Annotated in this window: 22 protein-coding genes; 13 read left to right on the forward strand and 9 right to left on the reverse strand. The window is 66.6% G+C overall.

Features of this window, described 5'->3' with window-relative positions:
• The first annotated feature begins 6 nt into the window (after positions 1-6).
• The 12 genes from D4765_RS00760 to D4765_RS00815 all read left to right on the forward strand — a co-directional run bounded on the left by D4765_RS00760 (position 7) and on the right by D4765_RS00815 (position 13,558).
• Positions 7-777 carry a glucosamine-6-phosphate deaminase gene (locus D4765_RS00760; protein ID WP_136640302.1) on the forward strand — a complete coding sequence of 257 codons (771 nt, stop codon included), beginning with the start codon at positions 7-9 and terminating at the stop codon, positions 775-777.
• Between the two features lie 222 nt (positions 778-999).
• Entirely contained in the window at positions 1,000-1,782 is a 783-nt protein-coding gene (locus D4765_RS00765; RefSeq protein WP_136640303.1) for a BtpA/SgcQ family protein, read from the forward strand.
• A gap of 50 nt (positions 1,783-1,832) precedes the next feature.
• Positions 1,833-3,023 (forward strand): SIS domain-containing protein, encoded by a 1,191-nt coding sequence (locus D4765_RS00770; RefSeq protein WP_136640304.1) that lies wholly within the window; start codon positions 1,833-1,835, stop codon positions 3,021-3,023.
• Positions 3,020-4,120 (forward strand): carbohydrate kinase family protein, encoded by a 1,101-nt coding sequence (locus tag D4765_RS00775; protein ID WP_136640305.1) that lies wholly within the window; start codon positions 3,020-3,022, stop codon positions 4,118-4,120. Before D4765_RS00770 ends, D4765_RS00775 begins: the two co-directional genes overlap by 4 nt.
• Entirely contained in the window at positions 4,120-4,833 is a 714-nt protein-coding gene (locus tag D4765_RS00780) for an aspartate/glutamate racemase family protein (protein ID WP_136640306.1), read from the forward strand. The genes D4765_RS00775 and D4765_RS00780 overlap by 1 nt, the downstream gene beginning before the upstream one ends.
• Complete coding sequence (locus D4765_RS00785) at positions 4,830-6,458, forward strand: amidohydrolase family protein (RefSeq protein ID WP_201799189.1); 1,629 nt, start codon at positions 4,830-4,832, stop codon at positions 6,456-6,458. Before D4765_RS00780 ends, D4765_RS00785 begins: the two co-directional genes overlap by 4 nt.
• Positions 6,455-7,342, forward strand: a complete 888-nt coding sequence (locus D4765_RS00790; RefSeq protein ID WP_136640307.1) for a polysaccharide deacetylase family protein — start codon at positions 6,455-6,457, stop codon at positions 7,340-7,342. The genes D4765_RS00785 and D4765_RS00790 overlap by 4 nt, the downstream gene beginning before the upstream one ends.
• On the forward strand, positions 7,326-9,227 hold the full coding sequence (locus tag D4765_RS00795) for an ABC transporter ATP-binding protein (RefSeq protein ID WP_136640308.1): 1,902 nt from the start codon (positions 7,326-7,328) through the stop codon (positions 9,225-9,227). The genes D4765_RS00790 and D4765_RS00795 overlap by 17 nt, the downstream gene beginning before the upstream one ends.
• Positions 9,224-10,150 carry an ABC transporter permease gene (locus D4765_RS00800; RefSeq protein ID WP_201799190.1) on the forward strand — a complete coding sequence of 309 codons (927 nt, stop codon included), beginning with the start codon at positions 9,224-9,226 and terminating at the stop codon, positions 10,148-10,150. Before D4765_RS00795 ends, D4765_RS00800 begins: the two co-directional genes overlap by 4 nt.
• Positions 10,147-11,133 (forward strand): ABC transporter permease, encoded by a 987-nt coding sequence (locus D4765_RS00805; RefSeq protein WP_136640309.1) that lies wholly within the window; start codon positions 10,147-10,149, stop codon positions 11,131-11,133. Before D4765_RS00800 ends, D4765_RS00805 begins: the two co-directional genes overlap by 4 nt.
• A 56-nt stretch (positions 11,134-11,189) precedes the next feature.
• Positions 11,190-12,782 carry an ABC transporter substrate-binding protein gene (locus D4765_RS00810; RefSeq protein ID WP_136640310.1) on the forward strand — a complete coding sequence of 531 codons (1,593 nt, stop codon included), beginning with the start codon at positions 11,190-11,192 and terminating at the stop codon, positions 12,780-12,782.
• A 101-nt stretch (positions 12,783-12,883) separates the two neighbouring features.
• The gene (locus D4765_RS00815; protein WP_136640311.1) at positions 12,884-13,558 is read left to right on the forward strand and encodes a GntR family transcriptional regulator; all 675 of its coding nucleotides are present in this window, start codon (positions 12,884-12,886) and stop codon (positions 13,556-13,558) included.
• Positions 13,559-13,582: 24 nt separating this feature from the next.
• Here D4765_RS00815 and D4765_RS00820 read toward each other — a convergent pair whose 3' ends face one another.
• Both D4765_RS00820 and D4765_RS00825 read right to left on the reverse strand, forming a co-directional pair.
• Positions 13,583-14,761 (reverse strand): glycoside hydrolase family 1 protein, encoded by a 1,179-nt coding sequence (locus tag D4765_RS00820; protein WP_136640312.1) that lies wholly within the window; start codon positions 14,759-14,761, stop codon positions 13,583-13,585.
• Positions 14,762-14,837: 76 nt separating this feature from the next.
• Positions 14,838-15,500 (reverse strand): TetR/AcrR family transcriptional regulator, encoded by a 663-nt coding sequence (locus tag D4765_RS00825; protein ID WP_136640314.1) that lies wholly within the window; start codon positions 15,498-15,500, stop codon positions 14,838-14,840.
• A 53-nt stretch (positions 15,501-15,553) separates the two neighbouring features.
• Between D4765_RS00825 and D4765_RS00830 the strand changes: the two genes are divergently transcribed.
• Positions 15,554-17,803 carry an exo-beta-d-1,3/1,6-glucosidase gene (locus D4765_RS00830; RefSeq protein ID WP_420824517.1) on the forward strand — a complete coding sequence of 750 codons (2,250 nt, stop codon included), beginning with the start codon at positions 15,554-15,556 and terminating at the stop codon, positions 17,801-17,803.
• On the opposite strand, the gene D4765_RS00835 is transcribed toward D4765_RS00830, so the two are convergent.
• From D4765_RS00835 to D4765_RS00865, 7 genes are read right to left on the reverse strand one after another with little or no spacing between them, the layout of a single operon-like run.
• A complete protein-coding gene (locus D4765_RS00835) occupies positions 17,775-18,746 on the reverse strand; it encodes an SMP-30/gluconolactonase/LRE family protein (RefSeq protein ID WP_136640315.1) in 972 nt (323 codons plus the stop codon). The genes D4765_RS00830 and D4765_RS00835 overlap by 29 nt on opposite strands.
• A gap of 7 nt (positions 18,747-18,753) precedes the next feature.
• On the reverse strand, positions 18,754-20,358 hold the full coding sequence (locus D4765_RS00840; RefSeq protein WP_136640316.1) for an aldehyde dehydrogenase family protein: 1,605 nt from the start codon (positions 20,356-20,358) through the stop codon (positions 18,754-18,756).
• Positions 20,359-20,360: 2 nt separating this feature from the next.
• Positions 20,361-21,260: a U32 family peptidase gene (locus D4765_RS00845; protein WP_136640317.1), complete on the reverse strand. Its 900-nt coding sequence runs from the start codon at positions 21,258-21,260 to the stop codon at positions 20,361-20,363.
• Entirely contained in the window at positions 21,257-22,141 is an 885-nt protein-coding gene (locus D4765_RS00850; RefSeq protein ID WP_136640318.1) for an SDR family NAD(P)-dependent oxidoreductase, read from the reverse strand. The genes D4765_RS00845 and D4765_RS00850 overlap by 4 nt, the downstream gene beginning before the upstream one ends.
• Complete coding sequence (locus D4765_RS00855; RefSeq protein WP_136640319.1) at positions 22,138-22,968, reverse strand: IclR family transcriptional regulator; 831 nt, start codon at positions 22,966-22,968, stop codon at positions 22,138-22,140. The genes D4765_RS00850 and D4765_RS00855 overlap by 4 nt, the downstream gene beginning before the upstream one ends.
• 9 nt (positions 22,969-22,977) lie before the next feature.
• Entirely contained in the window at positions 22,978-23,907 is a 930-nt protein-coding gene (locus D4765_RS00860; RefSeq protein ID WP_136640321.1) for a carbohydrate ABC transporter permease, read from the reverse strand.
• Entirely contained in the window at positions 23,900-24,739 is an 840-nt protein-coding gene (locus D4765_RS00865; protein ID WP_161580298.1) for a carbohydrate ABC transporter permease, read from the reverse strand. Before D4765_RS00865 ends, D4765_RS00860 begins: the two co-directional genes overlap by 8 nt.
• Positions 24,740-24,811: the final 72 nt, after the last annotated feature.

Raw genomic sequence — 24,811 nt, forward strand, 5'->3', positions numbered from 1 at the left:
AACACCATGCAGGTCATCATTCTGAAGAACGCAGAGGAGATCGGCGACTACGTTGCTGGCGTCATTCTGGCCGGGGTCGACGACGGCTCGCTGAAGGTTCTCGGGGTCGCGACGGGTTCGTCGCCGCTGCCGGTCTACGAGGCGCTCGAACGGCGGCGCACCCCCGAGCTGTCATCGATCAGCGCCTTCGCGCTCGACGAATACGTGGGGCTGCCCTACTCGCACGCCGAGAGCTATCACGCGGTCATCGATCGGGAGGTCACGAAACGGCTGCGCCTCGACCCTGCCCGCGTGCATGTTCCCGACGGGGCATCCGACGACCTGCCGCAGGCCTGTCTCGACTATGAAGAGGCGATTCGCCAAGCGGGTGGTGTCGACCTGCAGATTCTCGGCATCGGCGGCTCGGGTCACATCGGCTTCAACGAGCCGACCTCGTCATTCGCCTCGCGCACCCGCATCAAGACGCTGACGCCCGAGACCCGCGCCGACAATGCGCGGTTCTTCGACACGCCAGACCAGGTGCCGCTGCACTGCATGACGCAGGGGCTCGGCACCATTCTCGCTGCCCGGCGGGTGGTGCTCGTGGCGCAGGGTCGGCAGAAGGCTGCGGCCGTAGCGGCGGCGGTCGAGGGGCCGCTGACGGCGATGTGCCCCGGGTCGGCGCTGCAGCTGCACCCCGACGCGACCATCGTCGTTGACGAGCAGGCGGCGGCCGACCTGCGCCTGAGCGACTATTACCGCTTCGTGTTCGACAACCGCCCTGCCTTTCAGCGATAGTCGGCGGGCCGCGGAGCCCATTTCTCGAATCCACTCGCCGAATCCACCCGCTGAGCCCACCCGCTGAGCCCACTTCCCGAAACCCCTCATCGCTGAACAGTTTCGCAAACTGCATACCGTTGCGTTGATTAACGCAGTTTTAACGCGCTGAAACATGGCCGACACATCAAATGGTATACCGTTTGAGCAAGTTGTTCGGGTTTCGATATTTGGAGAAGGCTCATGGGCGCATTTCGATTGGTAGGGGTACTCCACCTGCCGCCGCTGCCCGGGGCCGCGAACTACGCCGGGGCGAAGGTCGGCGAGCTGGCCGAGATCGCCGCGGTTGACGCCCGAGTGCTCGCCGAAAGCGGCTTCACTGACGTCATGATTCAAGACGCGAGCGACAACCCGCAGGCCGACCGCGTCGGTGCGGCCACGGTGGCGGCGATGAGTGTCATCGGGGCAGCGGTTCGCCGCGCGGTGACGATACCTGTCGGAATCGTCGTCGGCCACAATGACGGGCCGTCGGCCGTCGCCATTGCGCACGCGATCGACGCCCAGTTCGTTCGGGTGAAGGTTCTCACCGGCGTCTCGGTGGGGCCCACCGGGTTCATCGAAGGCTGCTCGCACGACGTCAGTCTGATGAAACGGATGCTCGGCAGCGCTGTCGAGGTGTGGGCCGACGCCCACGAAGCCACCAGCCTCGCACTGTCTGGCAATACCGACTGGGCGGCAGCTGAGGCCCGTTCGTTCGGTGCGGCAGACAAGATCATCGTCACCCGCGACAGTGGCGTGGCCGACGCCATCGACGACATCGCCCGGCTTCGGGCTCAGTTCGGTTCTGACGCGGTCGACCTGCTCATCGGCGGCCGGGTGACCGGTGCCACCCTCGCTGCGGCGATCGCCGGTTCTGACGGTGCGATTCTCGGCAGCGTGCTGAAGACCGGCTCGGGGCACGACGCACGCATCGACCCGGTTGCTTCGCGCCTGCTCGGCGAGGCCGCTCGCGACCATGCCGCGTAGCTGATACCCCGACTCTCCCCGATTTCACCCACCAGAAAGCGCCCCACCTCATGACCACCACCCTCGACAGCCCCCTTCTCGGCCCCGACAGCCCGCTCGACGAGCGACAGAAAGCCGTTGTCGTGCGTGTCTCCGCGGCCGAGCGGGCGAGCATCCTGTCGCTGCCGACCGACGACCCGCTCGACGCGAAGCGCCGGCACCGGGTCGAGGTCACGAGAGATGAGATGTTCGGGCAGCCGCAGGCTATTCGGGCCACGTGGGCGCGAAACAGTGACGCGCTGGTCGAGATCAGCGCGCAGATCGCCGAGCGCACGACCGATCGCGTCTTTCTGGTCGGTGCCGGCGACTCGCTTGCCGTCATGATCGCGTCTCGCCGGGCACTCGAGTTGATGCTCGGGGTTCCGTGCGAACCCGTACCGAGCCTCGAGTTCGCGTATTACCAGCAGCATCTCGTGACCGAGCGAAGCATGGTGATCGCCCTGTCGAGTTCGGGCGAGACGACCCGAACGGTCGAGGCCGTGCTCGTGGCGCAGCATGCCGGCGCCCTGACCATCGCGCTCACGAACACCCCCGGCTCGTCGCTCGACCAGGAGAGTGAGCGCACGCTGCTCATCGAGGCGACGCGCGTGGGCTGGCCGACCCAGTCGTCGACGGCCGCGATCGCGCTGCTCATGAAGCTGGCCACCGAGGTCGGTGTGCGCCGGGGTGCTCCGGATGCCGCGCAACTGGTCGCCGAGTTGCAGACACTTCCCGACGTGATCGGCGATGTCTTGACGGCGAACGACGAGCCGATCGCCGAGATCGCCCGGGCAGAGGCCGCCCGAACCATGTACCTGTTCTCTGCGGGTGGACCGAACTGGGCGGCGGCGATCGTCGGTTCGGCCAAGGTGAAGGAGACCACACCCGACCACGCTGTCGAGATCGAGGTCGAGGAGTACCACCACTACAACACGCAGAAGCCGTTCGAGCCGCTGTTCATCTTTGCGCCGAGCGGCCCGTCGGTGCCGCGGGCCGTCGACACCGGCCGCGATGCCCGGCGTTACGGCGGCCAGCTGTACGTGATCACCACGACCGGCGAGCACGCGTTCGACGAGCACGCGAACGCCGTGCTCACGGTGCCGCCGATCACCGAGGCGCTGAGCTCGCTCGTCTACCTGGTGCCGGCCCAGATGATCGGGTACCACCTCGGCATGGCGAAGTTCGCGGCCGCCGAGCGGGCGCTCGCCGAGGGCGCCCGGTGACGTCGCCCGCCCGCGCCACCCGCGCCGGCCGCGGAGCCGTGTCGTCGCTGGTCTGCATCGGCAACCTCACGATCGACGAAGCCGTTCACGATGCCCCGGTCGTCGAGGCGCCTGGTGCTCTGCCGGGCGTGCTGCCTGCCGCCGCGCCGGGCTCCCTGCGCGACGCGGCGCTTGACGCCCTGCCGGGCACCGTGCCTGCCGCGGCGGGCACGGGCGCGACGGGCGAACGCATCCGCAGCGCACCGGCGATGGGCGGCGATGCCGCGTACGCCGCTCTGGCCGCTCGCCTGAACCTCGCCGACGTTCGGATGCTGGCACCCATCGGCACCGATCTGCCCGACTCGTTCTTCGACGCCTTGGCCGCAGCCGGCGTGACGACCGCCGATCTGCCGCACCGCGACCTTCCCACCGTGCGCAACGTCATCGACTACTTCGGTGACGGAACGCGCCGCTGGAACATGCTCTGCTCCGAGGCCGACTTCGATGCCCTCTCGGTGTACCCGGCCGACGTGCCCGCGTGGGCGCTCGACGCCGACGCCATTCTCATCTCGGCGATGAGCCTCGAGTCGCAGCTGGCCCTCACGCCGTGGCTTCGCGCGAACTCTGCCGCGACCCTCTACCTCGATCTGCAGGAGGACTACCTCGAGGGCACCAGAGACGCTCTGTTCGGCATCATCGCCGCGTGCGACGTGTTCATGCCCAGCGAGATCGAGGCGCGCACCCTGGCCGAAACGAACGACCTGACCGCCGCCGGCCGCCTCTTTCAGTCGCTCGGCCCCGGCATCGTGGTCATCAAGCGGGCCGAACACGGCTGCCTCGTGTTCGACGGCGACACTGTCACCGCGGTGGCCACTGCGCCGATCGATGCCGTCGACAGCACCGGTGCCGGCGACGCGTTCTGCGGAGCCTTCGCCGCCACTCACGTTCAGACCGGCGACGCCATCGAGGCGGCCCGCGCCGGTGCGGCTGCCGCAGCCATCGCCATCAGCGGCTTCGGCATCGACGCACTGGCCGCGGCGGCCATCGAGCACGTTGCACCCCGCGAGCACGCTGCACCCCACGACCACGTTGCCCACCGCGAAGTCGGTGCCCGCTGATGCGCATCGCCATCGTGAACCCCAACACCACCTCGTCGATGACCGACACCGTCGTCGCTTTCGCCGCGTCGTCTGCCCGGGCAGACACCACCCTCGTCGGCGTCACCCCCCTGACCGGGGCCCCGAGCATCGAGACCCACATCGACGAGGTGCACGGCGCGGCCTCGGTGCTGTTCGAGATCGAGCGGCTCGAGAGCGGCCCCACGGATGGTCGCCCTGACGCCTACGTCATCGCATGCTTCGGTGACACCGGCCTGCCGGGCGCCCGCGAGGCGGCCTCGGGCCCGGTCGTCGGCATGACCGAAGCCGCGCTGATGACCGCCGCGCTGTTGGCGCACCGGTTCACGATCATCACGATGCCCGCTCGCACCATGGAGCAGTCCGACCGCGTCGTGCGAACCCTCGGAATGGGCCACCGCGTCACCGTTCGGGCCGTCGACGAGCCCGTCGCCGAGGTGACGAATGGCTCGCTGCACCTGCTCGAACTGTTCGTGGCCGAAGCGCGCCGGGCGATGACAGACGATCACGCCGAAGCGATCGTTCTCGGATGCGCGGGGCTCGCCGATCTCGTCGAGCCTCTCACCGCCGCGCTCGGTGTGCCCGTGATCGAGGGTGTCGCCGCCGCGATCACGCTGGCCGAAGGACTGGTTGCACAGGGGCTGTCGACGTCGCGCGCCAGCACGTGGGGTCGAGCGGGAGGAATGGTCTCGTGAGCATCCTCTTCACCGACGTCTATATCTACGACGCCGAGGCCGAGTCGGGCATGTTCGGGCCCACCGACGTGCTCGTTCGGGGCAACCGCATCGACACGATCGGGGCCGGAGCGCGCCTCGCGTTCGAATTGAACGCCGACATCACGGGCGGAGCGGTGGCTGGCGCTGACGCCGGTTCTCACACTGGCGCAAGGGCTCGCACAGACACCGCATCGCAGAGCCGGCAATCGCAGCCAGAGACCCATCGCATCATCGACGGAGCGCGCCACCACCTGCTGGTTCCCGGTCTCATCAACGCGCACTTCCACTCGCCCGCGAACCACCTCAAGGGCTCGCTTCGGAGCCTGCCGCTCGAACTCTTCATGCTCTACGAATCTCCCGCCGACCCGGCCCTCACGCCCTCTCCGCGCGAGGCGTACCTGCGCACAATGCTCGCCGCGCTCGAGATGCTGCGAACCGGAACCACCAGCGTGCAAGACGACGCATTTCTCATGCCCTTCCCCACCCCCGAGATCATCGATGCTGTCATGCAGGCGTATGCCGATTGCGGCATACGAGCATCGGTGGCGCTTGACCAGCCCGAACTCAGCGAAGCCGAGAAGCTGCCGTTCATTGCTGAGACAGCCGACGAACAGCTTCGGCGCTCACTGCAGAACCCCGCGCCCCTCGACGCTTCGGGGTTGCTCGAGGCGTATGACTATCTGCTGGCGCGCTGGCACAGAGCCGAGGGCGGCCGGCTGACGGCAGCGGTGTCGATCTCGGCGCCGCAGCGGGTCAGCCCGCAGTACTTCGAAGCGATCAACGAGCTCAGCCGCACCCACACCGTGCCGCTGTTCGCCCACATGCTCGAAACGAAGGTGCAGCGCACCCTCGCAGAGCACCAGCCGCGTTTTGCGGGGCGCTCCCTCATCGAGTACACGGCTGACCTCGGTCTGCTGAGCGAGCGGATGAACGTCATACATGCCGTGTGGGTCGACGATGCCGATCTGGCCCTCGTCGCCGCAGCCGGTGCGACGATCGCCCACAACCCGGTGAGCAATCTGCGCCTCGGCAGCGGAGTGGCACCGTTTCGCCGCATGAAAGACTTCGGCATCACCGTGAGCCTCGGTATCGACGAGGCGATCTGCGACGACAGCGCCAACATGTGGGGTGTCGTGAAGGCGGCCGGGCTGATTCACAACGTCTCGGGTCTTGACAGCGACCTGTGGCCGGCGGCCGCCGAAGTACTCGACAGTCTCTGGCGCGGTGGGGCATCCGCGATGCTGCAATCGCACCAGCTGGGCGCCGTGCGGGAAGGCTACCTTGCCGACCTGGCGATGCTCGACCTGCACTCGAGTGCGTTCACGCCCTTCAACGACCTGCGCGGCCAACTCGTGTACTGCGAAGCGGGCGGCAGCGTGCGCCTGACCGTCGTGAACGGCGCGGTGGTCTTCGAGAACGGAGCCGTCACGACGGTCGACGAGACCGCCCTGCTCGACGAGGCCCGCGAGCTGTTCGCAGAGAAACTGCCCGTGATCGAGCGGGCCAGACGCAACGAAGACGCGAACTTCGGGCACTACCAGGCGATGGTTCGCCGTGCCGCAGCAACAGATGTCGGCATGACCCGATGGATCGGAAACTCATGAGCTCGCTCAGCACCCACGATCGTTACGACTACGCGCCCATCGCCAGTCGCGCCCAGGCGCCCTGGCCCGACGATAAGAAGCTCGCCCTCTATATAGCGGTGGGCATCGAGGATTACCACTTCGGCGACGGGCACGTCGAGAACCTGCTCGACGGTGTGCCCGCACCCGACCTCGTGAACGCCAGCTGGCGCGACTACGGCAACCGGGTGGGGGCGTTCCGCCTGCTGAAGCGACTCGAGTCTTTCGGCATTCGGCCGACCATCCTGCTGAACACTGCCGTCTACGATTCGGCGCCAGAGCTACTCGCCGAAGCCCGGCGGCAGGGCGCCGAGATAGTGGGGCACGGGGTGTCGAACTCCGACTCGCTCGAAGGACTGAACGAGGCCGACGAACTCGCATACCTCGACGAGGTCGCCGGGCGTATCGAACTCGAAGAGGGCGCGCGGCCGGCCGGATGGTCGAGCCCCTGGTTGACACACACCGAGAGCACGCTCGATCTGCTCGCCGAGGCCGGTTACCGCTACGTGATGGACCTGCGTCTCGACGATCAGCCGGTGTGGTTGAACACCCGCAGCGCTCCGCTGCTCGCGATGCCGTACGGCCTCGAACTGAATGACAGCACGTCGATGATCGGTCGCGGGGTGGCGCCCAGCGAGTTCGCCGACATGATCATCGACGAATTCGACGAGCTGCTCGCGGCGGCGATCGACGAGGGAAAGCCGCTCGTCATGAGCATCATCGTGCACTCCTTCATCTCAGGTGTTCCCTTCCGGTTGAAACAGCTGACGAGGGCGCTCGAACACATCGCGGCCCATGCCGATCAGGTCTGGTTCACCCAGCCCCGCGAGATCTACGAGGTGGTGGCCCATGCTCACGCCGAGTGACGACAGGAGCGCCGCGTCGATTTCAGGCCTGACACTCAGCCTCGAACGCGACGGAGTGCGCTCGAACGTGCTGCGCGGCATCGACCTCGAGGTTCTGCCCGGCGAGATCATCGGGCTGGTCGGTGAGAGCGGTTCGGGCAAGAGTGTGCTGGCACTGGCGCTGATGGGTCTGCTGCCCGAGCGCTCGAATCCCGTGGTGGGCGGCAGCATCCGCGTAGCCGGAGTCGACATGGTCGACGGCCGGCCCGATGAGCTGCGGGCTGTGCGCCGCGACGAACTCGGCGTCATCTTTCAAGACCCGATGACCTCGCTGAACCCGACTATGCGCATCGGCGCCCAGGTGACCGAATCGAGCCGAAACGCAGCCGAGTCGCTGAGGCTGATGTCTGCGGTCGGCATTGCCGACGCCGAGCTGCGCTTCACGGTCTTTCCGCACGAACTCTCGGGCGGCCTGCGGCAGCGCGTCATGGCGGCCATTGCCGTCGCCGGCAAGCCGTCGCTGATCATCGCCGACGAACCGACCACCGCGCTCGATGTCACCGTTCAGGCGCAGGTGCTCGACCTGCTGAGAGAGCTGCGCGACGAGTTCGGCTGCAGCGTTGTTCTGATCACGCACGACCTCGCCGTCGCGGGTCAGATCGCCGACCGCATCGCCGTGCTCTACGCGGGTCGCATCGCCGAGATCGGCCCGGCGGCCGACGTGCTGCACGCGCCCACGCACCCCTATACCGTCGGGCTTCTGCGCTCGCGGTTGTCACTTAGCACGCCCCGCGACCTCGAGTTGCAGACACTGCGGCCCGAGACCGCATCGGCCGGCGAACGGATGCTCGGCTGCGCGTATCACTCACGCTGCCCCCTTGCCGTGCCCGAGTGCCGGGCCGAACAGCCGCCGCTCGTCTCGGTGGCGGCGCCCGCGACCGCGACGGACACGGAGACCGCATTCGAGAACGAGCCCGCGGCAACGACCGCGACCGCGACAGTGACCGCGGCAGCACCAGCGCCCGCGACGAGCCACGACCGTGCCTGCTGGCGCAGCGTCGACGACGTGCAGGGGTTCATCCACACCGGCGTGAGCGCGGCATCCGTTCTGCCCGTCAGCGTTTCGGGTGCAGCCCGAGAACCGGCCGTGCGCGTCACCGACCTCACCGTCACCTTCAGCCTCAAGACGGGCTGGCGGGGCCGGGGGCGGGGCGGTGGTCGCACCTCACCCGCCGAAGTCCGCGCGCTCCGCGGCGTGAGCCTTCAGATTCAGCCGGGCGAAGCAGTGTCGATCGTCGGCGAGAGCGGGTCGGGCAAATCGACCCTGCTGCGGGTCATCGGTGGTCTCACTCCCGCCACCTCAGGCAGCGTCACCCTTGCCGGCGGCGGCGCGCAGATGGTCTTTCAAGACGCCGGCTCGTCGCTCACGCCCTGGCTCACGGTGGGCGAGATGCTGCGCGAGCGGCTGCTGCCGCTGAAGCTCAGCCGGCCTGAGAGCCAGAAGCGCATCGACCACGCACTGACGGCCATCGGGTTGCCCCTCACCGTGGCGCGTGTTCGGCCCTCTGAGCTGTCGGGCGGCCAGCGGCAACGCGTGGCGCTCGCCCGCGCCACCATCATCGCCCCGGCCGTGCTGCTCTGCGACGAGCCGACCAGCGCGCTCGACGCGTCTCTCGCTGCGAGCGTGCTCAACCTCATTCGCGAGATGCGCAAAGAGCTGGAGATGACGGTGCTCTTCGTCACCCACGACCTCTCGGTGGCCAGGCTGATGGGCGACCGCATTGTGGTCATGACCCACGGCGAGATCGTAGAGGTCGGGCCGTCGGCTGACGTCATCGAGCGCCCCTCGCACCCGTACACCCAGGCGCTGCTCGCTTCAGTTCCCGAAATAGGGGTGTTGTCATGAGCGCGTCTGACCCGAACGAAATCCTCCTGCCGCCGCTTGAAACCGTCTCGACCGTCACCGGAGCGCCCGAGGTCATCTCGCCGCGGTTCCGGATGCCCGGCTTCCCCCGCGGGCAGAGAACACCGGGTCGGCGGCTCAGCTGGGTCATCATCGCCCTGCTCATCGCCCTCACTCTGCTCGCGATCTTCGCTCGCCTGCTGGCCCCCTTCGACCCGGTGCAGCCGGCCAGCGGGCTGAACCTGCCCCCGGGTACGCCCGGAAACCTGCTCGGCACCGACTCGATCGGCCGCGACCTGCTCTCGCGCACGCTCTACGGCATTCAGGTCAGCTGGTTCGCAGCGCTCATCGTGGTGGCCTCTGGCCTCATCATCGGCGGTCTTATCGGCACGCTCGCCGGAGTGTTCGGCGGCTGGCTCGACAACCTGCTGATGCGTTTCACCGACCTCTTTCTCGCCCTGCCCGGCACGCTCGTCGCGATCGCCATCGTGGCCGCGCTCGGCTACAACCTGCAGAACACGCTGCTCGGCATCGCCATCGTCTGGTGGCCGTACTACGCCCGCATCATTCGCGGCGAAGTGAAGTCGCTCGCTTCCCGGCCGCACGTCGAGGCGGCCCGGCTTGCCGGAACGAGCCGCACCCGCATCGTCTTTCGGCACATCATCCCGGGGGTCATCCCGACGGCGATCGTCACGGCCAGCCTCGACATCGGCAACGTGGTTCTGCTGCTCGCCGGCCTGTCGTTCCTCGGTCTCGGCCAGCCGGCCCCGGCGCCCGAACTCGGGGCCGATACGGCCCGAAACCTCGGGCAGCTTCTGACCGAACCGTGGATCCCGATCATCCCTGGCCTCGCCGTTCTGATGCTCAGTCTCATTGCCAATCTCGGCGGCGACGCCGTGCGCAACCTGATCGGAGGCCGGCGATGACCCGCTTCATCGTTCGGCGACTGGCCTCGGCCGTCGTGCTCATTCTGGTTCTCTCCGCGGTGATCTTCGTTCTGCAGTCGGTCTCGACCGGCGACCCTGTGAAGGCCTACCTCGGCGCCAATGCTTCGCCGGCCGCCATCGCTGCCGAACGCCAGGCGCTCGGGCTGAACGACCCCTTGCCCGTGCGGTACGTGAACTTCATCGTGAACCTCGTGCATGGCGACCTCGGCATCTCGTTTCGAACCCACCGCCCCGTCGTGACCGACCTCCAGACCTTTCTGCCGGCGACGATCGAGCTCGTGATCTGGTCGTTCGTCTTCGCAGTGTTGTTGGGCGGCATCTTCGCTGTCTCTGGTGCGCTGCGGTGGCGGGGCAGCTCGATCTTTCGCGCGCCACTGCTTGTTCTCGCGACGGCGCCGCCGTTTCTGCTGGCGCTCGGCGGAATCGTTCTGTTCTATGCGCAGCTGGGCATCCTGCCGGCCAACGGCCGTGGCCCCGGCGAAACAGGGCCGACGGGTTTTCTGCTGATCGACACCCTGGTAGCGGGCGACACGGCGGGTTTCGCCAGCGCGGCGCAACACCTGCTGCTGCCCGCGGTCGTTCTGGCCATCGCCCCAGCCATCGCCATCGGTCGCATCATGCGCTCGAGCCTCGAGAACACCTTCGGCGCCGACTACGTGCGCACCGCCGAGTCGAAAGGGCTCACGCCGTTTCGTGTGCTACGACGCCACGTCGTACGCAACTCGATCGGCCCCGGGCTCTCGATGGCGGGCCTGCAACTCGGGTTCATGTTCGCCGGCGTCGTGGTGGTCGAACAGATCTTCAGCTGGCCGGGCATCGGCAACTACCTGGCCGCCAGCATCCCCACCTCAGATTTTCCTGCCATCGCCGGCGTCACCCTCGTGCTCGGAACGATCTACATCGTTGCGAATGCGCTGGTCGACGTTCTCCAAGCCATCGCCGACCCGCGCCTGAATGCGTGAGCCGTCGATCAGCACCACCCGCACCACCACCACCCCTCGCAAACCAAGGAGTTGAAGTGAAGCTGTCTCTCAATCGCAAGCGCACCCGTGCTGCCATCGCCGCCCTGGCGATCCTGCCGCTGCTCGCGCTCGCGGCCTGTTCGTCGAGCTCGTCGAGCGCGAAAGCAAACCCGGCGCCCACCAACGCAACGCTCACCGTCGGGCTGCTCGGCGACATCGGCCAGCCGCCAGACCCTGACGTCTACTACGCCAACAACGGCCTCGCCATCGTGCTCAACACGTACGAGGGCCTCGTTCAGTACACCAACAACCTCGACCACGTGGCATACTCGCCGCGCCTGGCCACCTCGTGGACCGTCTCGCCCGACAACACCGTCTACACCTTCACACTGCGAAGCGGGGTCACGTTCCACGACGGCACCCCGTTCACCTCGGCCGCAGTGAAGGCGTCGTTCGACCGCCGTACCGCCGTCGCCGGTGGGGCCGCGTACATGACGGCAGGCATCACGTCGGTTGCGACTCCGGATGATCTGACCGCCGTCGTCACGCTGAACGCCCCCAACTCGGCCTTCCTCGACTACCTCGCCTCGCCGTTCGGGCCGAAGATGGAGTCGCCGACCGGCCTCGCCGCCAACGCCGGCACCGACAATGCCCAGACCTACCTGCAGACCCACGACCTCGGCACCGGCCCCTACATGCTGACCGATGCCGAGGTGGGCACGAAGTACGGCCTCACGCAGTACGACAAGTACTGGGGCACCGTCTCGCCGTTCAAGACCGTCAACCTGCCGGTCTACAGCGACGCGTCTGCCCTGCAGCTCGCCATCAACAGCGGCGACGTCAGCGTGAGCGTGGCGAACCTCCCGTCGACGAGCCTGTCGAAGTACGAGAACAACGCGACGTTCAACAGCGACCTGCTGCCCACCCTGCAGTCGGCGCTGATCACCACGAACCCGAGCAAGTCGTTCTTCGCCACCAAACAGGCTCGGCAGGCGTTCATGTCGTCGATCGACCAGACCAAGCTCGTCAGCCAGGTTCTGGGCGACCGCTCAGAGCCGGCCACCACTCTGTACGCCAAAGGCATGATCACCGACGGCAGCGACAAGCAGAACATCAGCTACGACCCCACAGCGATGGCGGCCTACGCCAAGACGCTTCCGTCGGGCACCCCGATGGTGCTGGGCTACGCCTCTGACAACACCAATGCCCAGGCCATGGCGAACATCGTGGCTGCGAACCTGCAGACCGACGGCATCCAGGCGACCGCGCAGGGCTTCCCCACCTCTCAGGTGTTCGGCTGGGCGAACGACCCGACCACCGGGCCCGACGCCTTCATCGACGGCAACAACGGCCCCGATGGCGGCAGCCCGTACATGTGGGGCCACGTCTTCTGGGACAAAACCGGCGGCATCAACTATTTTCTCTGCGATGACCCGAGCACCGACGCCGACCTGAACCAGGCCGTGCAGACGGGTGACACGGCCCTGTACGCCAAGGCCGCCCAGACCTACTCGGCGACCGGATGCTACATGAACCTGTCGTACAACAAAGACTGGGTCGTCTCGCAGAAGTGGCTGACGGGCGTCGCCGCCGCGCAGAACCTCGGTGCCAACGAGCTCGACTTCAGCATGCTCGGCATTGCCAAGTAGCACAGCACCAGTAATACAGTCGTACATCATCACCTGATGGTGGCGGGCAGAGTCATCGCTCTCGCCCGTCACCCTCAGTACCCTTTCAAGAGAAAGTCACCATGACCGTCGAGACAGATGCTCCGATCGAAGCTGAACGACCCGACTCCCTCTCCAGGCAGGCCTACCTCGCCGTTCGTGAAGGCATCATCCGGGGCCGATACCCGCAGGGTTCGCGTCTCGCAGAGCAGCGCCTCGCCGAAGAACTGCAGGTGTCGCGAGTGCCGCTGCGTGAAGCCGTGCCTCAACTCGAACGAGACGGCTTCGTTCGCACCTACCCCCGTCGCGGAGCCGTTGTGCTCAAGTGGGACGCGAAGACGGTCGACGACCTCTTCGACCTTCGCCTCTGCCTCGAGGTGGGCGCCGCCCGTTTCGCCGCTCGTCAGGTCTCCCGGGGTGCCTCGATGCAGGTGCTCGACAGCGCCCTGAAATACTCCCAAGACGTCGTTCACGAGGGTGACGCGTACAAAATCGCCCAGGCCAGCACCTGGTACCACGAGGCGATCGTCGACCTTGCCGACAACGAACTGATGACGACCCTGATGCGATCGGTCACGGGCCGCATGCTCTGGCTGTTCTACCTCACCTCGAAACTCGATGCCGACGACGCGTTCGAAGACCACGTGACGCTGCGCGACGCCATCGCCTCGGGCAACGAACGGGTCGCCGAATCGGTGGCCTACGCCCACATCGAGCGCGACCGGGTGCCGTCGTTCACGGCGCTCGACACGGTCTGATCAGCCCCGACTATCGTCGCCCGGTCACTCGGGCAGCCCGTTGTTCTGTGCGACCGCCCCCAGCCACGCGAGGCTCGGCTTGGGGGTTCGCACGAACGACTCGCGGTCGACGGCGATGAGGCCGAACGTCGGCCAAAAGCCGCTCGCCCATTCGTAGTTGTCGAGGGCGCTCCAGTGCTGGTAGCCGAGCACCGTGATTCCATCGGCGATCGCGGCGTGGAGCCCCCGCAGCGCGCCGTCGGTGTAGTCGATGCGGCGTTCGTCGTCGGCCGTCGCGATGCCGTTCTCGGTGACCATGACGGGTACGTGCTCGCTGAGCTCCCACGCGGCTCGAACGCCGAGCTCGAGCGCCGGGGGAAAGAATTCCCAGCCGGTGAGCGTGGTTTCGACGTCGTCGGAGACGGGGAGGGGCCCGTCAGGCCCGATGAACGTGCGGGTGTAGGCCTGCACTCCGACGAAGTCGTCGCCGCGGGCATTCTCGAGGTACCAGTCGTCGCTCGAATAGCGGTAGTCGCGAAGCGTTTCGTCGGCGCCGGGCTCGCCGGTCGAATGAAATGCCTGGGTCGCGATCGTCCATCCGGTCTTCAGCCCGCTCACCGAGGAGAGCACCTCGCGCGAGGCTCTGTGCGAGGCGAGCAGTGCGTCGGCAACGGCGAGGTCGGGGCGAGGGAGCCCGAAGGCGACCAGATTCGAGGCGGTCTCGCCGCCGGCGAGCATGGCCGCGATGTTCGGTTCGTTGATGGTGCAGACGTACTCGACGCCCTCTGACACGATCGGTACGATCGCCTCGGTGAACCGGGCGAACAGCGAGGGGGCCTCGGGGTTACGCCAGAACCCGCGCGCGAACATCCACTGCGGCACAGTGAAGTGCAGCAGTGACACGACGGGTTCGAGCCCGAACTCGTGGGCAGTGTCGACCATGCGGCGGTAGTGGTCGATCTCTGCGCGGGAGAAGAACCCGGGTTCTGGCTCGATGCGGCTCCATTCGAGGCTGAAGCGGTACGACGTCAGACCGGCGTCGGCGAGCAGCTTCATGTCTTCTCTGTAGCGGTGGTAGCTGTCCATGGCGTCGCCGCTGGGTTCGACGATGGCGGTTCCCGGGGTGTGCTCCTTCACCCACCAGTCGTTGTTGGTGTTATTGCCCTCGATCTGGTGGGCTGCGGTGGCGGCACCCCACAGAAAGCCCTTCGGAAATGTCAGCACGGTGTTGCTCCTGCTCCTGGTTCTGGTTCTGGTTCTGGTCTGGTTCTGGTGGTGAAAGTGAAATGAGGTTGCGGCGTCAGGCGCGTTCGAGAATGGATGCCCGGGGCTCGAGCACCGAGGCCAGAATTGCGTCGATCGCGAATTCGGTGGCGGCGACAAGGTCGACGTTCGTCGGGTCGAGCAACCACTGCACCTGCAGGCCGTCCATCACGGCCAGAATGGCGGCGGCCGCGAGGGAGGCCTGTGCCGGCGGTACGACTCCGCGCTCAGCGCAGATCATTTCGAAGGCCTGCAGGGCCTCGGCGCGCAGGGTCTGATACCGGCTCACGAAGTAGTCGCGGGCGGGGTGGCCCTCTGTGACCGATTCTGCCGACAGCACGACGAAGGTCTGCACGAGCCCGGCGCGGTGGGCGTTGCTCAATGCCGTCGTCACCAGGTGGCGAAAGAACTCGATGCCGTCGGGCACACGCTGGCCCGGCAGGTTCTGCACGTCGGTGTCGTCGCGAAACTGCAGAACGTCGAGAAGGAGCTGATGCTTCGAGCCGAAGTGGTGCAGGATGCCCGCGTGGGTCATGTTCACCTGCTGCGCTATCTCGGCCAGCGTGCTGTTGCTGTACCCCTTGCGGCCGAACACCTCGACGGCCGCCTCGAGAATCTCGTTGCGGCGCACGGCGGTCTGGGCGTGCGGGCGCGACTTTCGTCGCGGTGTCGGCGCTCGGCCGTCGGGCGATTCGGTCATGAAGCGAGCGTAGCGCTCGGAGCTTGAATACTTACTAACAAGAAGGTAACTTTATTCGCGTGATCACCTACCTCGACCCGACCGAGTCCATCGGCGCCCGCGTCTTCGACCTGCTTGCCCGCATGACGCTCGAAGAGAAGGTCGGGCAGATGATGCAGCTCGATGCGCGAGACGACATCGAAGATCACGTGCTCAGTACGCACGTCGGGTCGATTCTGCACGCCTCGCCCGACAGGCTCGAGCTGGCGCAGCGGCTGACGGCTCAGACGCGCCTGCGAATTCCGCTCATCGTGGGAGAAGACTGCATCCACGGCCACTCCTTCTGGATCGGCGCGACAATCTTTCCCACCCAGCTCGCCATGGCGGCGTCGTGGAACCCCGAACTGATCGAGCAGGTGGCGAGGGCCACCGCAGTTGAGGTTTCGGCGACGGGGATTCACTGGACCTTCTCTCCTGTGCTCTGCATTGCGCGCGACCTGCGGTGGGGCCGCGTCGGCGAGACCTTCGGCGAAGACCCCTTTCTCATCGGCGAGCTGGCCTCTGCGATGGTGCGCGGGTACCAGGGCACCGGGCTGAGCGACCCGACCGCCATTCTGGCGACGGCGAAACACTTCGCGGGGTACTCAGAGACCCAGGGTGGGCGCGATGCGAGCGAGGCCGACATCTCGATGCGCAAGCTGCGCTCGTGGTTCCTGCCCCCGTTCGAGCGGGTTGCCAGGGAGGGCTGCCGCACCTTCATGCTCGGCTACCAGTCGATCGACGGCGTGCCCATCACCGTGAACGACTGGCTTCTGAACGACGTGCTGCGGGGGGAGTGGGGCTACACCGGAACCCTCATCACCGACTGGGACAACGTGGGCCGCATGGTGTGGGAGCAGCAGGTGCAACCCGACTACGCACACGCGTCGGCTGCCGCGGTGCACGCGGGCAACGACATGGTGATGACCACGCCGGGGTTCTTTCGTGGCGCACTCGATGCCATCGAACTCGGCCTGCTGGCCGAATCCGACCTCGATGCCGCCGTCGCGCGTATTCTGACGCTCAAGTTCGAGCTCGGCCTTTTCGAGAACCCCCGCTTGCCCGATCTCGACAGGCAGCGGGCATCCATCGCCACCTCGAGTCACACCGACCTCAACCGCGAGATCGCCAGGCGTTCCGTGGTGCTCCTGCAGAACGACGGAGTGCTGCCGCTACCGGCTGCCGAGCCGGCGCCCCGGCGCATTGCGCTCGTCGGGCCACTGATCGACGACGCTCAGACCCAGCTCGGTGACTGGGCCGGCGCGTCAGGGCAAGCGGGGTGGCTTCCCGACGGCCAGCCTCGGCACATGATCACGACGGTGTTCGATGGGTTGAGCACGCTGCTGCCGGCCGGCTGGGAGCTCACGGCGAACGTCGGCGCGGAGATTCTGCGGCTGCGGCCCGACCCGTCGGGAACGAACTTTCCCGACGGCCAGCCCCGCCCGCCTGTCGCGATCGCGTGCGAACCCGACGCCGAGCTGATCGCCGCGGCCCTCGACGCCGCGCACGCTGCCGACTACGTCATCGCCGTGGTGGGTGACCGAATCGAACTCGTCGGTGAGGGCCGCTCGACGGCGACCCTCGAGCTGGTCGGCGCACAGATCGCGCTGCTCGATGCCCTGGCCGCCACGGGAAAGCCGCTGATCGTCGTACTGATGGCGTCGAAGCCGCTGGTGCTTCCTCCGTCTGCGCTGAACGCGGCCGCCATCGTCTGGGTGGCGAGCCCGGGAATGGAAGGCGGCCGCGCCATCGCCGAACTCGTGCTGGGTCTCGTCGAACCGTCGGGCCGGCTGCCGATCTCGTTCGCACGGCACGCAGGCCAGCAGCCGACGTACTACAACCAGATTCGTGGGCAACACGGTGACCGGTACGCCGATCTCACACAGAGCCCCGCGTTCGCGTTCGGAGAAGGGCTGTCGTACAGCCGCGTCGAGTATTCAGGCCTGCGGCTGCAGCAGACCGAACTGAACCGCGACGGCACCGTCACGGCCGAGATCACCCTGCAGAACGTCGGTTCGCGAACTGCGGTCGAGACGGTGCAGGCGTATGTCAGCGACACGGTCACGTCTGTCAGCTGGGCGTTCAAAGAGCTCAAAGCCTTTCGCCAGGTCACTCTGGCTGCGGGAGAAACGGCCGTGGTCACCATTGACGTACCGGTAGCCGAGTGCAGCGTGGTCGATGCTCGCGGCAACCGAATCGTCGAAGCCGGCGAGTTTCGGATGCTCGTCGGCCCGTCTTCGCGCGATGACACCCTGCTCAGTGCGGGGTTCCTCGTGGTCGACTGACGGAGGGCCAGAGGGTCGAGACCACTCCACGCTGGCCTGGGGTCGAGCGGTAGAGCAGGCCAGCCGCAGAATCGACCGTGTCGACCGCTTCGACCGTGTCGACCGCTTCGACAGTGTTACCGCCGACAGCGCTGCCCCGGGCATCCGGTGCCGGCTGCTCGCGCGCCGTCGTGATGTAGAGCGTTTCGAGGTCGACGCCACCGAAGGCGACGGCTGTGACGAGGCGCGTAGGTAGCTCGACGGTCGCCAGAACCGTACCGTCGAGCGCGAAGCGCCGCACCGCGCCGCCGTTCCAGAACGCGCACCAGAGAGCGCCTTCCGCGTCGAGCGTGAGGCCGTCGGGTACGCCGTCGAAGCGGGAGACGTCGATGCTTCCCGTCTGCTCGAGCAGGTCGCCGGTCTCGGGCTCTACCGACCACAGGGCGATGCTGCGGGTCATCGAGTCGACGTACGCCAGCAGATCGGGCCGCGGCCAGGCGAGACCGTTCGGGCAGCCGAGCCCGGTGAGTACCGCAACCGCGGGGTTCTGGCCCGTGACCCGGTAGAGCACGCCGTCGTGCGGCGGGTCGCCCGCGTTCCACCGCATGGTTCCGGCGTAGACGCGCCCCGCGGGGTCGACGGCAGCATCGTTCATGCGGCGCTCGCCGAGTTCGGCCTCGATGGGCACGATGATGACGCTCTCGCCGGTTGCCGGGTCGAAGAGCTCCACCCCGGCCGTTGTCGCGAGCAGCAGCCGGCCGTCGGCCGCAACGTTCACCGCACCGGCAGCCCGGGGAAGGGTGTGGGTGGTCACCCGGCCGTCAGCGTGCAGCGCGTGAAGCGAACTGCCGATGATGTCGACCCACCAGAGCACGCCGCGCTGGGCATCCCACCGAGGCGATTCGCCGAGCTCGGAGATCGTGTGCGACGCGACGTCGAGCGAGCCACCTGCCCTCAGGTGCATCGAACCCTCAGTTCCACGACAGAGCCCGCTCGCGCAGGTCGTCTGGCAGGTCTTGGTACGTCACCGGCCGAAGAAAACGGTCTATGGCTCTGACGCCGACAGACGTCGTTGCCGGTGAGCTGGTGGCGGGAAACGGGCCGCCGTGGGTGGTCGCCCGCCCGACACGCACGCCCGTGGGAAACCCGCCGAACAGCACCCGGCCCGCTCGCAGCCGCAGCCGCCGAAGCAGCGCGCTCGCCGAGCCAGCCTCGGCCGGGGCCGCGTGGATCGTCGCTGTGAGGCCACCGGGGATCACCTGGGCGACCTCGATGAGATCGTCAACGCTCTCGCAGTACACCACGACCACCGCGGGGCCGAAGAGCTCGTCGGTGATCGAGGGGTCTTCTCGAAGCACCCCGCTTGTCACGGTCGCGAGAAAGCTCGGCACCCGGTCGGCGGCTGCGGTGTCATCTGACGGGCCGCCCAGAATGACCTCGACCCATGGCAGGCCGCGAAGCCGGTCAACGCCAGCTCTCAAACCGGTGAGGATGTCCGGGGTCAGCAGTGGGGGGCTCGCGACGCCAGAAAGGGCCCGGCTGAGTTCAGACACAATCTGCCGGCCGGCTTCGTCGTCGACGATCACCAGCAGACCCGGTTTGGTGCAGAACTGCCCGCTTCCGCCCGTGATCGACTGCGCCAGCCCCGTGACGAAGGCTGAAGTGCCTGAAGTGGCTTCAGCCTTGGCGTCGTTCGCGAAAGCGGCCTCCGCAGCGGCCGCGGGGAGCAGGTAGAGCGCATTGATGCCGCCGAGTTCGGCGAACACCGGAATCGGCACAGGCCTTGCCGCGGCAGCAGCCACGAGGGCAAGGCCACCTCGGGTCGAGCCGGTGAAGGCGACCGCCGAGATACCGGCGGCTTCGACGAGGGCCAGGCCGATCGCCGTTTCTCTGCCGTGCAGCAGCGAGAACCAGCCCGCAGGCCAGCCGGCGTCGGCGAGCACCCGCGTGGCGATGGCGGCGAGAAGCTGGCTGGTTTCCGGATGCGCGGGGTGCCCCTTCGCGACGACCGGGCACCCCGCCGCCAGTGCTGCGGCCGTGTCGCCGCCGAGCACACCGAAGGCGAACGGAAAGTTGCTCGCGCCGAACACGGCGACCGGGCCGACGGGCACGTGCCCCAGGGCCAGCGCAGGCGCGAAGCCCTCTGCGCCCCGCGGGTCGCTCTCTGCCGCTACCCCGGAACGGCCCGCTGCCTCTGCCCCCAGCAGCCGTAACTGGCCGGTGGTTCGGCTCAGCTCTGAGTTGAGCCGCTCGGCACTGAGCCCTGTTTCGATGCCGGCAATCTCGACGAGTTCAGGGCGCCGCCCCTCGAGAGCATCCGCCAATTCTCTGACGAGGGCTTCTGGCCTGAGAGTCGACTCGGTTGTCTGCACGGCGAAGAACGCTTCGGAGGCGGCCCGGGCGGCGGTATCGGCCTCGCTCGTGGCCGCATCAGCAAAGGTGATAGCGAGGTCTGTGCCGCGGGTGACATCACGCCCGTGAAAAGTCGTGCCCGGTGCGGCGAGTGCCGGCCGCCCGGCGACGATACCCGCGACAGGAATATCCGTCGCAAGAGAGCGGATGCCCGTGGTGCCCATGGTCACAGGCTTCTGGGCAGAGCGAGATCGGCCTCGGCCCGGGTGAGCATTGCCAACCCGAGTGAGGCGCGACGCACCCGCTCCCGCGCCGTCGCTTCGAGCACTCCCGCGAGGTGTCCTCCGCTGGGGTACAGGCTGGGTGAATTGCGCACCGCGAACTTGAGGTGCACGGGAGCCGCGACCCGCACGATCTCGGGAATCTCGTAGTAGCGAATCACTCCACCGAAATCGTCAGACGATTCGATGTAGAGGTCGAGAGGAATCGAAACCGCCGCGCGAATTGCGGAGAGTGTGGGCAAGCTCAAGTCGACGGCAACGTTCAGTGTTGACGCTCCCAGATCTTCGAGAAGCCGTGCGCCGGCCGGGTTCGAGACCGGCAGAGAGGCCGAGACCTTCAGAACGAGATCGCTCGGCAGATTGCCCTGCGCCTTGAGCTTGCCGAGTACGGTGAGCTGGCCGAGGTCGGAGACGAGCACCGACCGAAGGCCCAGGGCGCAGCCGCGAACGACTTCTTCGATGCCGTAGGCCAGTTGGTCAGCTCCGCGCAGCGAGCCGAACAGAACGGCTCCGCCGGGGCTCGTTGCCTGGGCTCCGGTGTCCCAGCCCGCGCGCGGCCCGACAAACAGGCAGACCTCGATGTTGTGTACCCGACCGAGTTCGACCATCTGTTCGATCTCGGTGTCGGTGAGCATCCAGATGCCGCTGCCCTGGCTCACCCGGTGCACGGGTACGCCCCGAAGGGCTGCTTCGTCGATGACCGCTTCCATCGCGGCCGGCCCTTCGACAGAGGGGATCTCGATGTGAAAGGCTCCTCCGTCGGCGAACCGGCGTGTGCTGGTGGGCAGCGAGTAGTCGTCACCGCTGGGCAGTCCCAACGAGGCCAGATAGTGTTGCGCTTTCATTGAGAAGACTCCTTCGTGGTTGTGCTGCGTTGTGGATCTGCGGGCCTGTTGCGCCCGGAATCGTCGATGCGATCGGCAAAGGGCTGCATGAACTGCAGACGGGGAACCTGGTTTGCGAGAACCCCGCCGTCGACGACAAGGGAGTGCCCGTTCACGTACGAGCCCGCAGCGGAGGCGAGAAACAGCACGGGGCCGACCATCTCATCGGGCCGCGCGAAGCGGTTCTCGAGGGGAATGTGCTGCTGGTAGTACGGAGTGAACTTCTCCCAGTCGAGCGGAAAGTCGCTCGCCAGCCCGGTGTCGACGATGCCGGGGCACACGGTGTTGACGGTGATGCCGTGAGGCCCGAGCTCGACCGCGAGGCTTCGCGCGAGCAGCTCGAGGCCACCCTTGGCCGCGTTGTAGTGCGCCAGCCCGGGTTCCGCCTGCAGGCCGTTCTTCGACGAGATCATGATGATCCGGCCCTGCACCCTGTCGTGGATCATTCTCTCGGCGACACGTTGACTGATGAGAAACGGTGCGTCGAGATCGACCGACATCGTGGCTCGCCACGCGGCGTAGTCGATGCGGTTGAAGTGGTCCATGGTGGCGTAGCCCGCGTTGTTGACAAGAACGTCGAGCGGCCCGTCTGCCCAGACGCTGTCGACGAAGTCGGTGAGTGTCTCGGCCTCTGAAAGGTCGTGAAAGTACCAGCGCACGTCGCGCGTTGTGGCCGCCAGGGCTTCTGAGAACTCGGCACTCGGCGTGACGCCGGGCCGTTCGGTGAGCGCAAGATCGGCGCCGGCCCGGGCGAGACCGAGTGCGAGCGCTCGGCCGATGCCACCCGCGGCGCCCGTGAGCAGCACGCGCCGGCCGGTCAGATCGAACAGATCGGGCGTCATTTCAGAGAACCCATGCGCTGTGAGATGGCTTCGGCCGTCGCCATCACCAGCTCGCCGACCCTCATCACGCGATCGGCCGACAGGCTCACCTTCAGCCCCGTCACGCTGATGCCGCCGGCACAGGCATTGGTGTGGTCGATGAGCGGTGCCCCGATGCAGATCACCCCTTCGGCGTCTTCTTCGTCGTCGACCGAGAAACCGCGTTCCCGCACCTTTCTGATGTCGTCGAGAAGGGCGTCGATCGACGTGATGGTGTAGTCGGTGTGACGAGGGAGACCGGTCTGTTCGGCAAGCTCGATCACTTCGGCATCGGTGCACTGCCCGAGGATGGCCTTGCCGATGCCCGTGCAGTGCAGGCGTTCACGCCCGCCCATGTTCAGATCGAACCGAACCGAGGCGGGCCCGTCGACCTGGCCCAGAACGACGGCAATGCCCTGCGACATCGTCGCCACCCGCGATGACAGCTTCGTCATCTTCGTGAGGCGCTCGAGGTGCGGCATAGCCGAGTCGAGCATCGACACCCGGCTGACGGCGCGGTGCCCGAGCCGCGCGAGACCGAGGCCCAGTTCGTAGCGGCGCTGAAATCCTTCGCCCGCCGAGCTGACGAGGTTTCGCTCCTCCAGGGTCTGCAGGATGGCGAAGGCGGTGCTCTTCGATGCGCCGAGAGCGCGGGCCACGTCGCTCACCCCCATCGAGGTCTCGGCCGCTGCGAGTATTTCGAGCGCATCGATTGCGCGCGAAATACTGCGCAGCGTGTATCGGCCCGCGGTGGCGTCTGCGATTTGGCGTACTTTGTCGGAATCGTGCCCGACGGTTTCGATAGTCATCGAATTCCCCTATTTTCCTGTTCCGGCGGTCAGGCCGACGGCGATTTGTCGCTGGAAAATCACATACACGATGATGCAGGGGATAGCGCTGAGCAGCGACCCGGCCATGACCTGGCTGACATCGAACGTGCGGGTATCCTGCGCACCGGCCATTACCACGCTGAGAGTACGCGATCCCGGCGTGGGAAGGAACAGCAGGGCGATGAGCAAGTCGTTCCAGACGCCGATGAACGCCAGCACTCCCACGGTGACCATCGCTGGTCTGGCCAGCGGCAGGAAGATGCTCCAGAACACCCGCGGGTACGAGGCGCCGTCGATGATGGCCGCCTCGACCAGTTCGTCGGGTATCGCGCGAAAGAAGTTCGTGAGGATGAACGTCGCGAACGGTATCTGCGTGACCCCGTAGAGCACACCGACAGCAGGAATGTTGCCGATCAACCCCAGGTGGCTGAAGTTGAAGTACTCCGTGATGATGAACGTCTGGCCGGGCACCAGCATGAGCACGATGATCGTCGCCATGATCGGCTGCGAACCCGTGAAGCTCAGCTTTGCAAATCCGAAGGCGGCGAGGGTGGCGATCGAGAGAATCACCAGAATGGCGATGACGCTCACCTGCAGCGAGATCAGACCGGCCTGCGGCAGCTTGCCGTTCAGCACGGCTGCCCAGGCATCGAACGTCACGGCATTCGTGCCGTCTTGTTTCGTGAGTGACTTGAAGACCATGAACACGAGCGGGGCGATCGTGCCGGCAGCGAGCCCCACGAGAACAATGCGTGTCAGCCCGGTGGAGAACAGCGCGCTGATTCTGTCACCGACGCGCCGGCCCCCTGTGCGGTGAGCTGCAGACGACGATCGGGGCGGCGCCACTCGGGGTGGGGTGGCAGACAGCGGCACATCGTTCGACGTGTCGGTTTCGATGGTGCTGTTTCGATCAGTCATCGTCGGCTTTCACTCCGGCGCGCAAGCGCACTACGGCGAATACAAGGGAGATAAGGAACAACAGGATGCCGAACGCGGCCCCCTGGGAGAAGTGACCGAGGCTGAACGATCGGGTGTACAGCGCGTACTCGAGCGTCGTTGTCGATACTCCGGGGCCACCCGAGGTCATCGTGTAGATGAGGGCGAAGATCGAAGTGATCGCGGCCGCCATCGTGAGAATCAGACACAACTCCACATACCGACGAACCTGCGGAATCACGATGTTGAAGAACATCTTGACCCCGTGCGCTCCGTCGAGCCTCGCCGCCTCGGTGATCGAGGCATCCGCCGTTGTCATGCCGGTGAAGAGCAGAACGACGTTGATACCGAAGTACGACCAGTTGAAGACCAGAATGATGCTGATCAGCGCAGACGTCTCGCCGCCCAGCCAGTCCTGGCTGAACATGCCGAGCCCGACGCTCGAGAGCAGGCCGTTGATCGGCCCGCGACCCGAGAGCAGGTAGGCGAAGGTGATGCCGATCACGACCCACGAGAGGGCGATGGGCAAGAAGTAGATGCCGCGAAACCACGCGCGGCCCCAGAGGTTGTTGGCCAGCAGGTTTGCGACGATCACCGAAAGGGCCACACCGAACGGCACCGAGAGCACCACGCACACGCTGTTCAACGCGATGCGGGCGAAATCGGGAGACAAGAAAATGCCGTTGATGTAGTTGTCGAGGCCCACCCAGGTGGCGCTTCGACCGTTCCAGTTCGTGAAGCTGTAATACAGGCCCTGGATGCTCGGCACGATGATCAGCAGCGAAACGAGCACAACGGCCGGCAGTACGAACAATCGCCCCCAGTACTGGCGTTGGCGGATTACGGTTTGTCTCTTCTGTGAAGCACGAGGAGGCCCGGCAGGCGA

This window comes from Subtercola vilae, assembly GCF_004923255.1.
Classification (GTDB): domain Bacteria; phylum Actinomycetota; class Actinomycetes; order Actinomycetales; family Microbacteriaceae; genus Subtercola; species Subtercola vilae.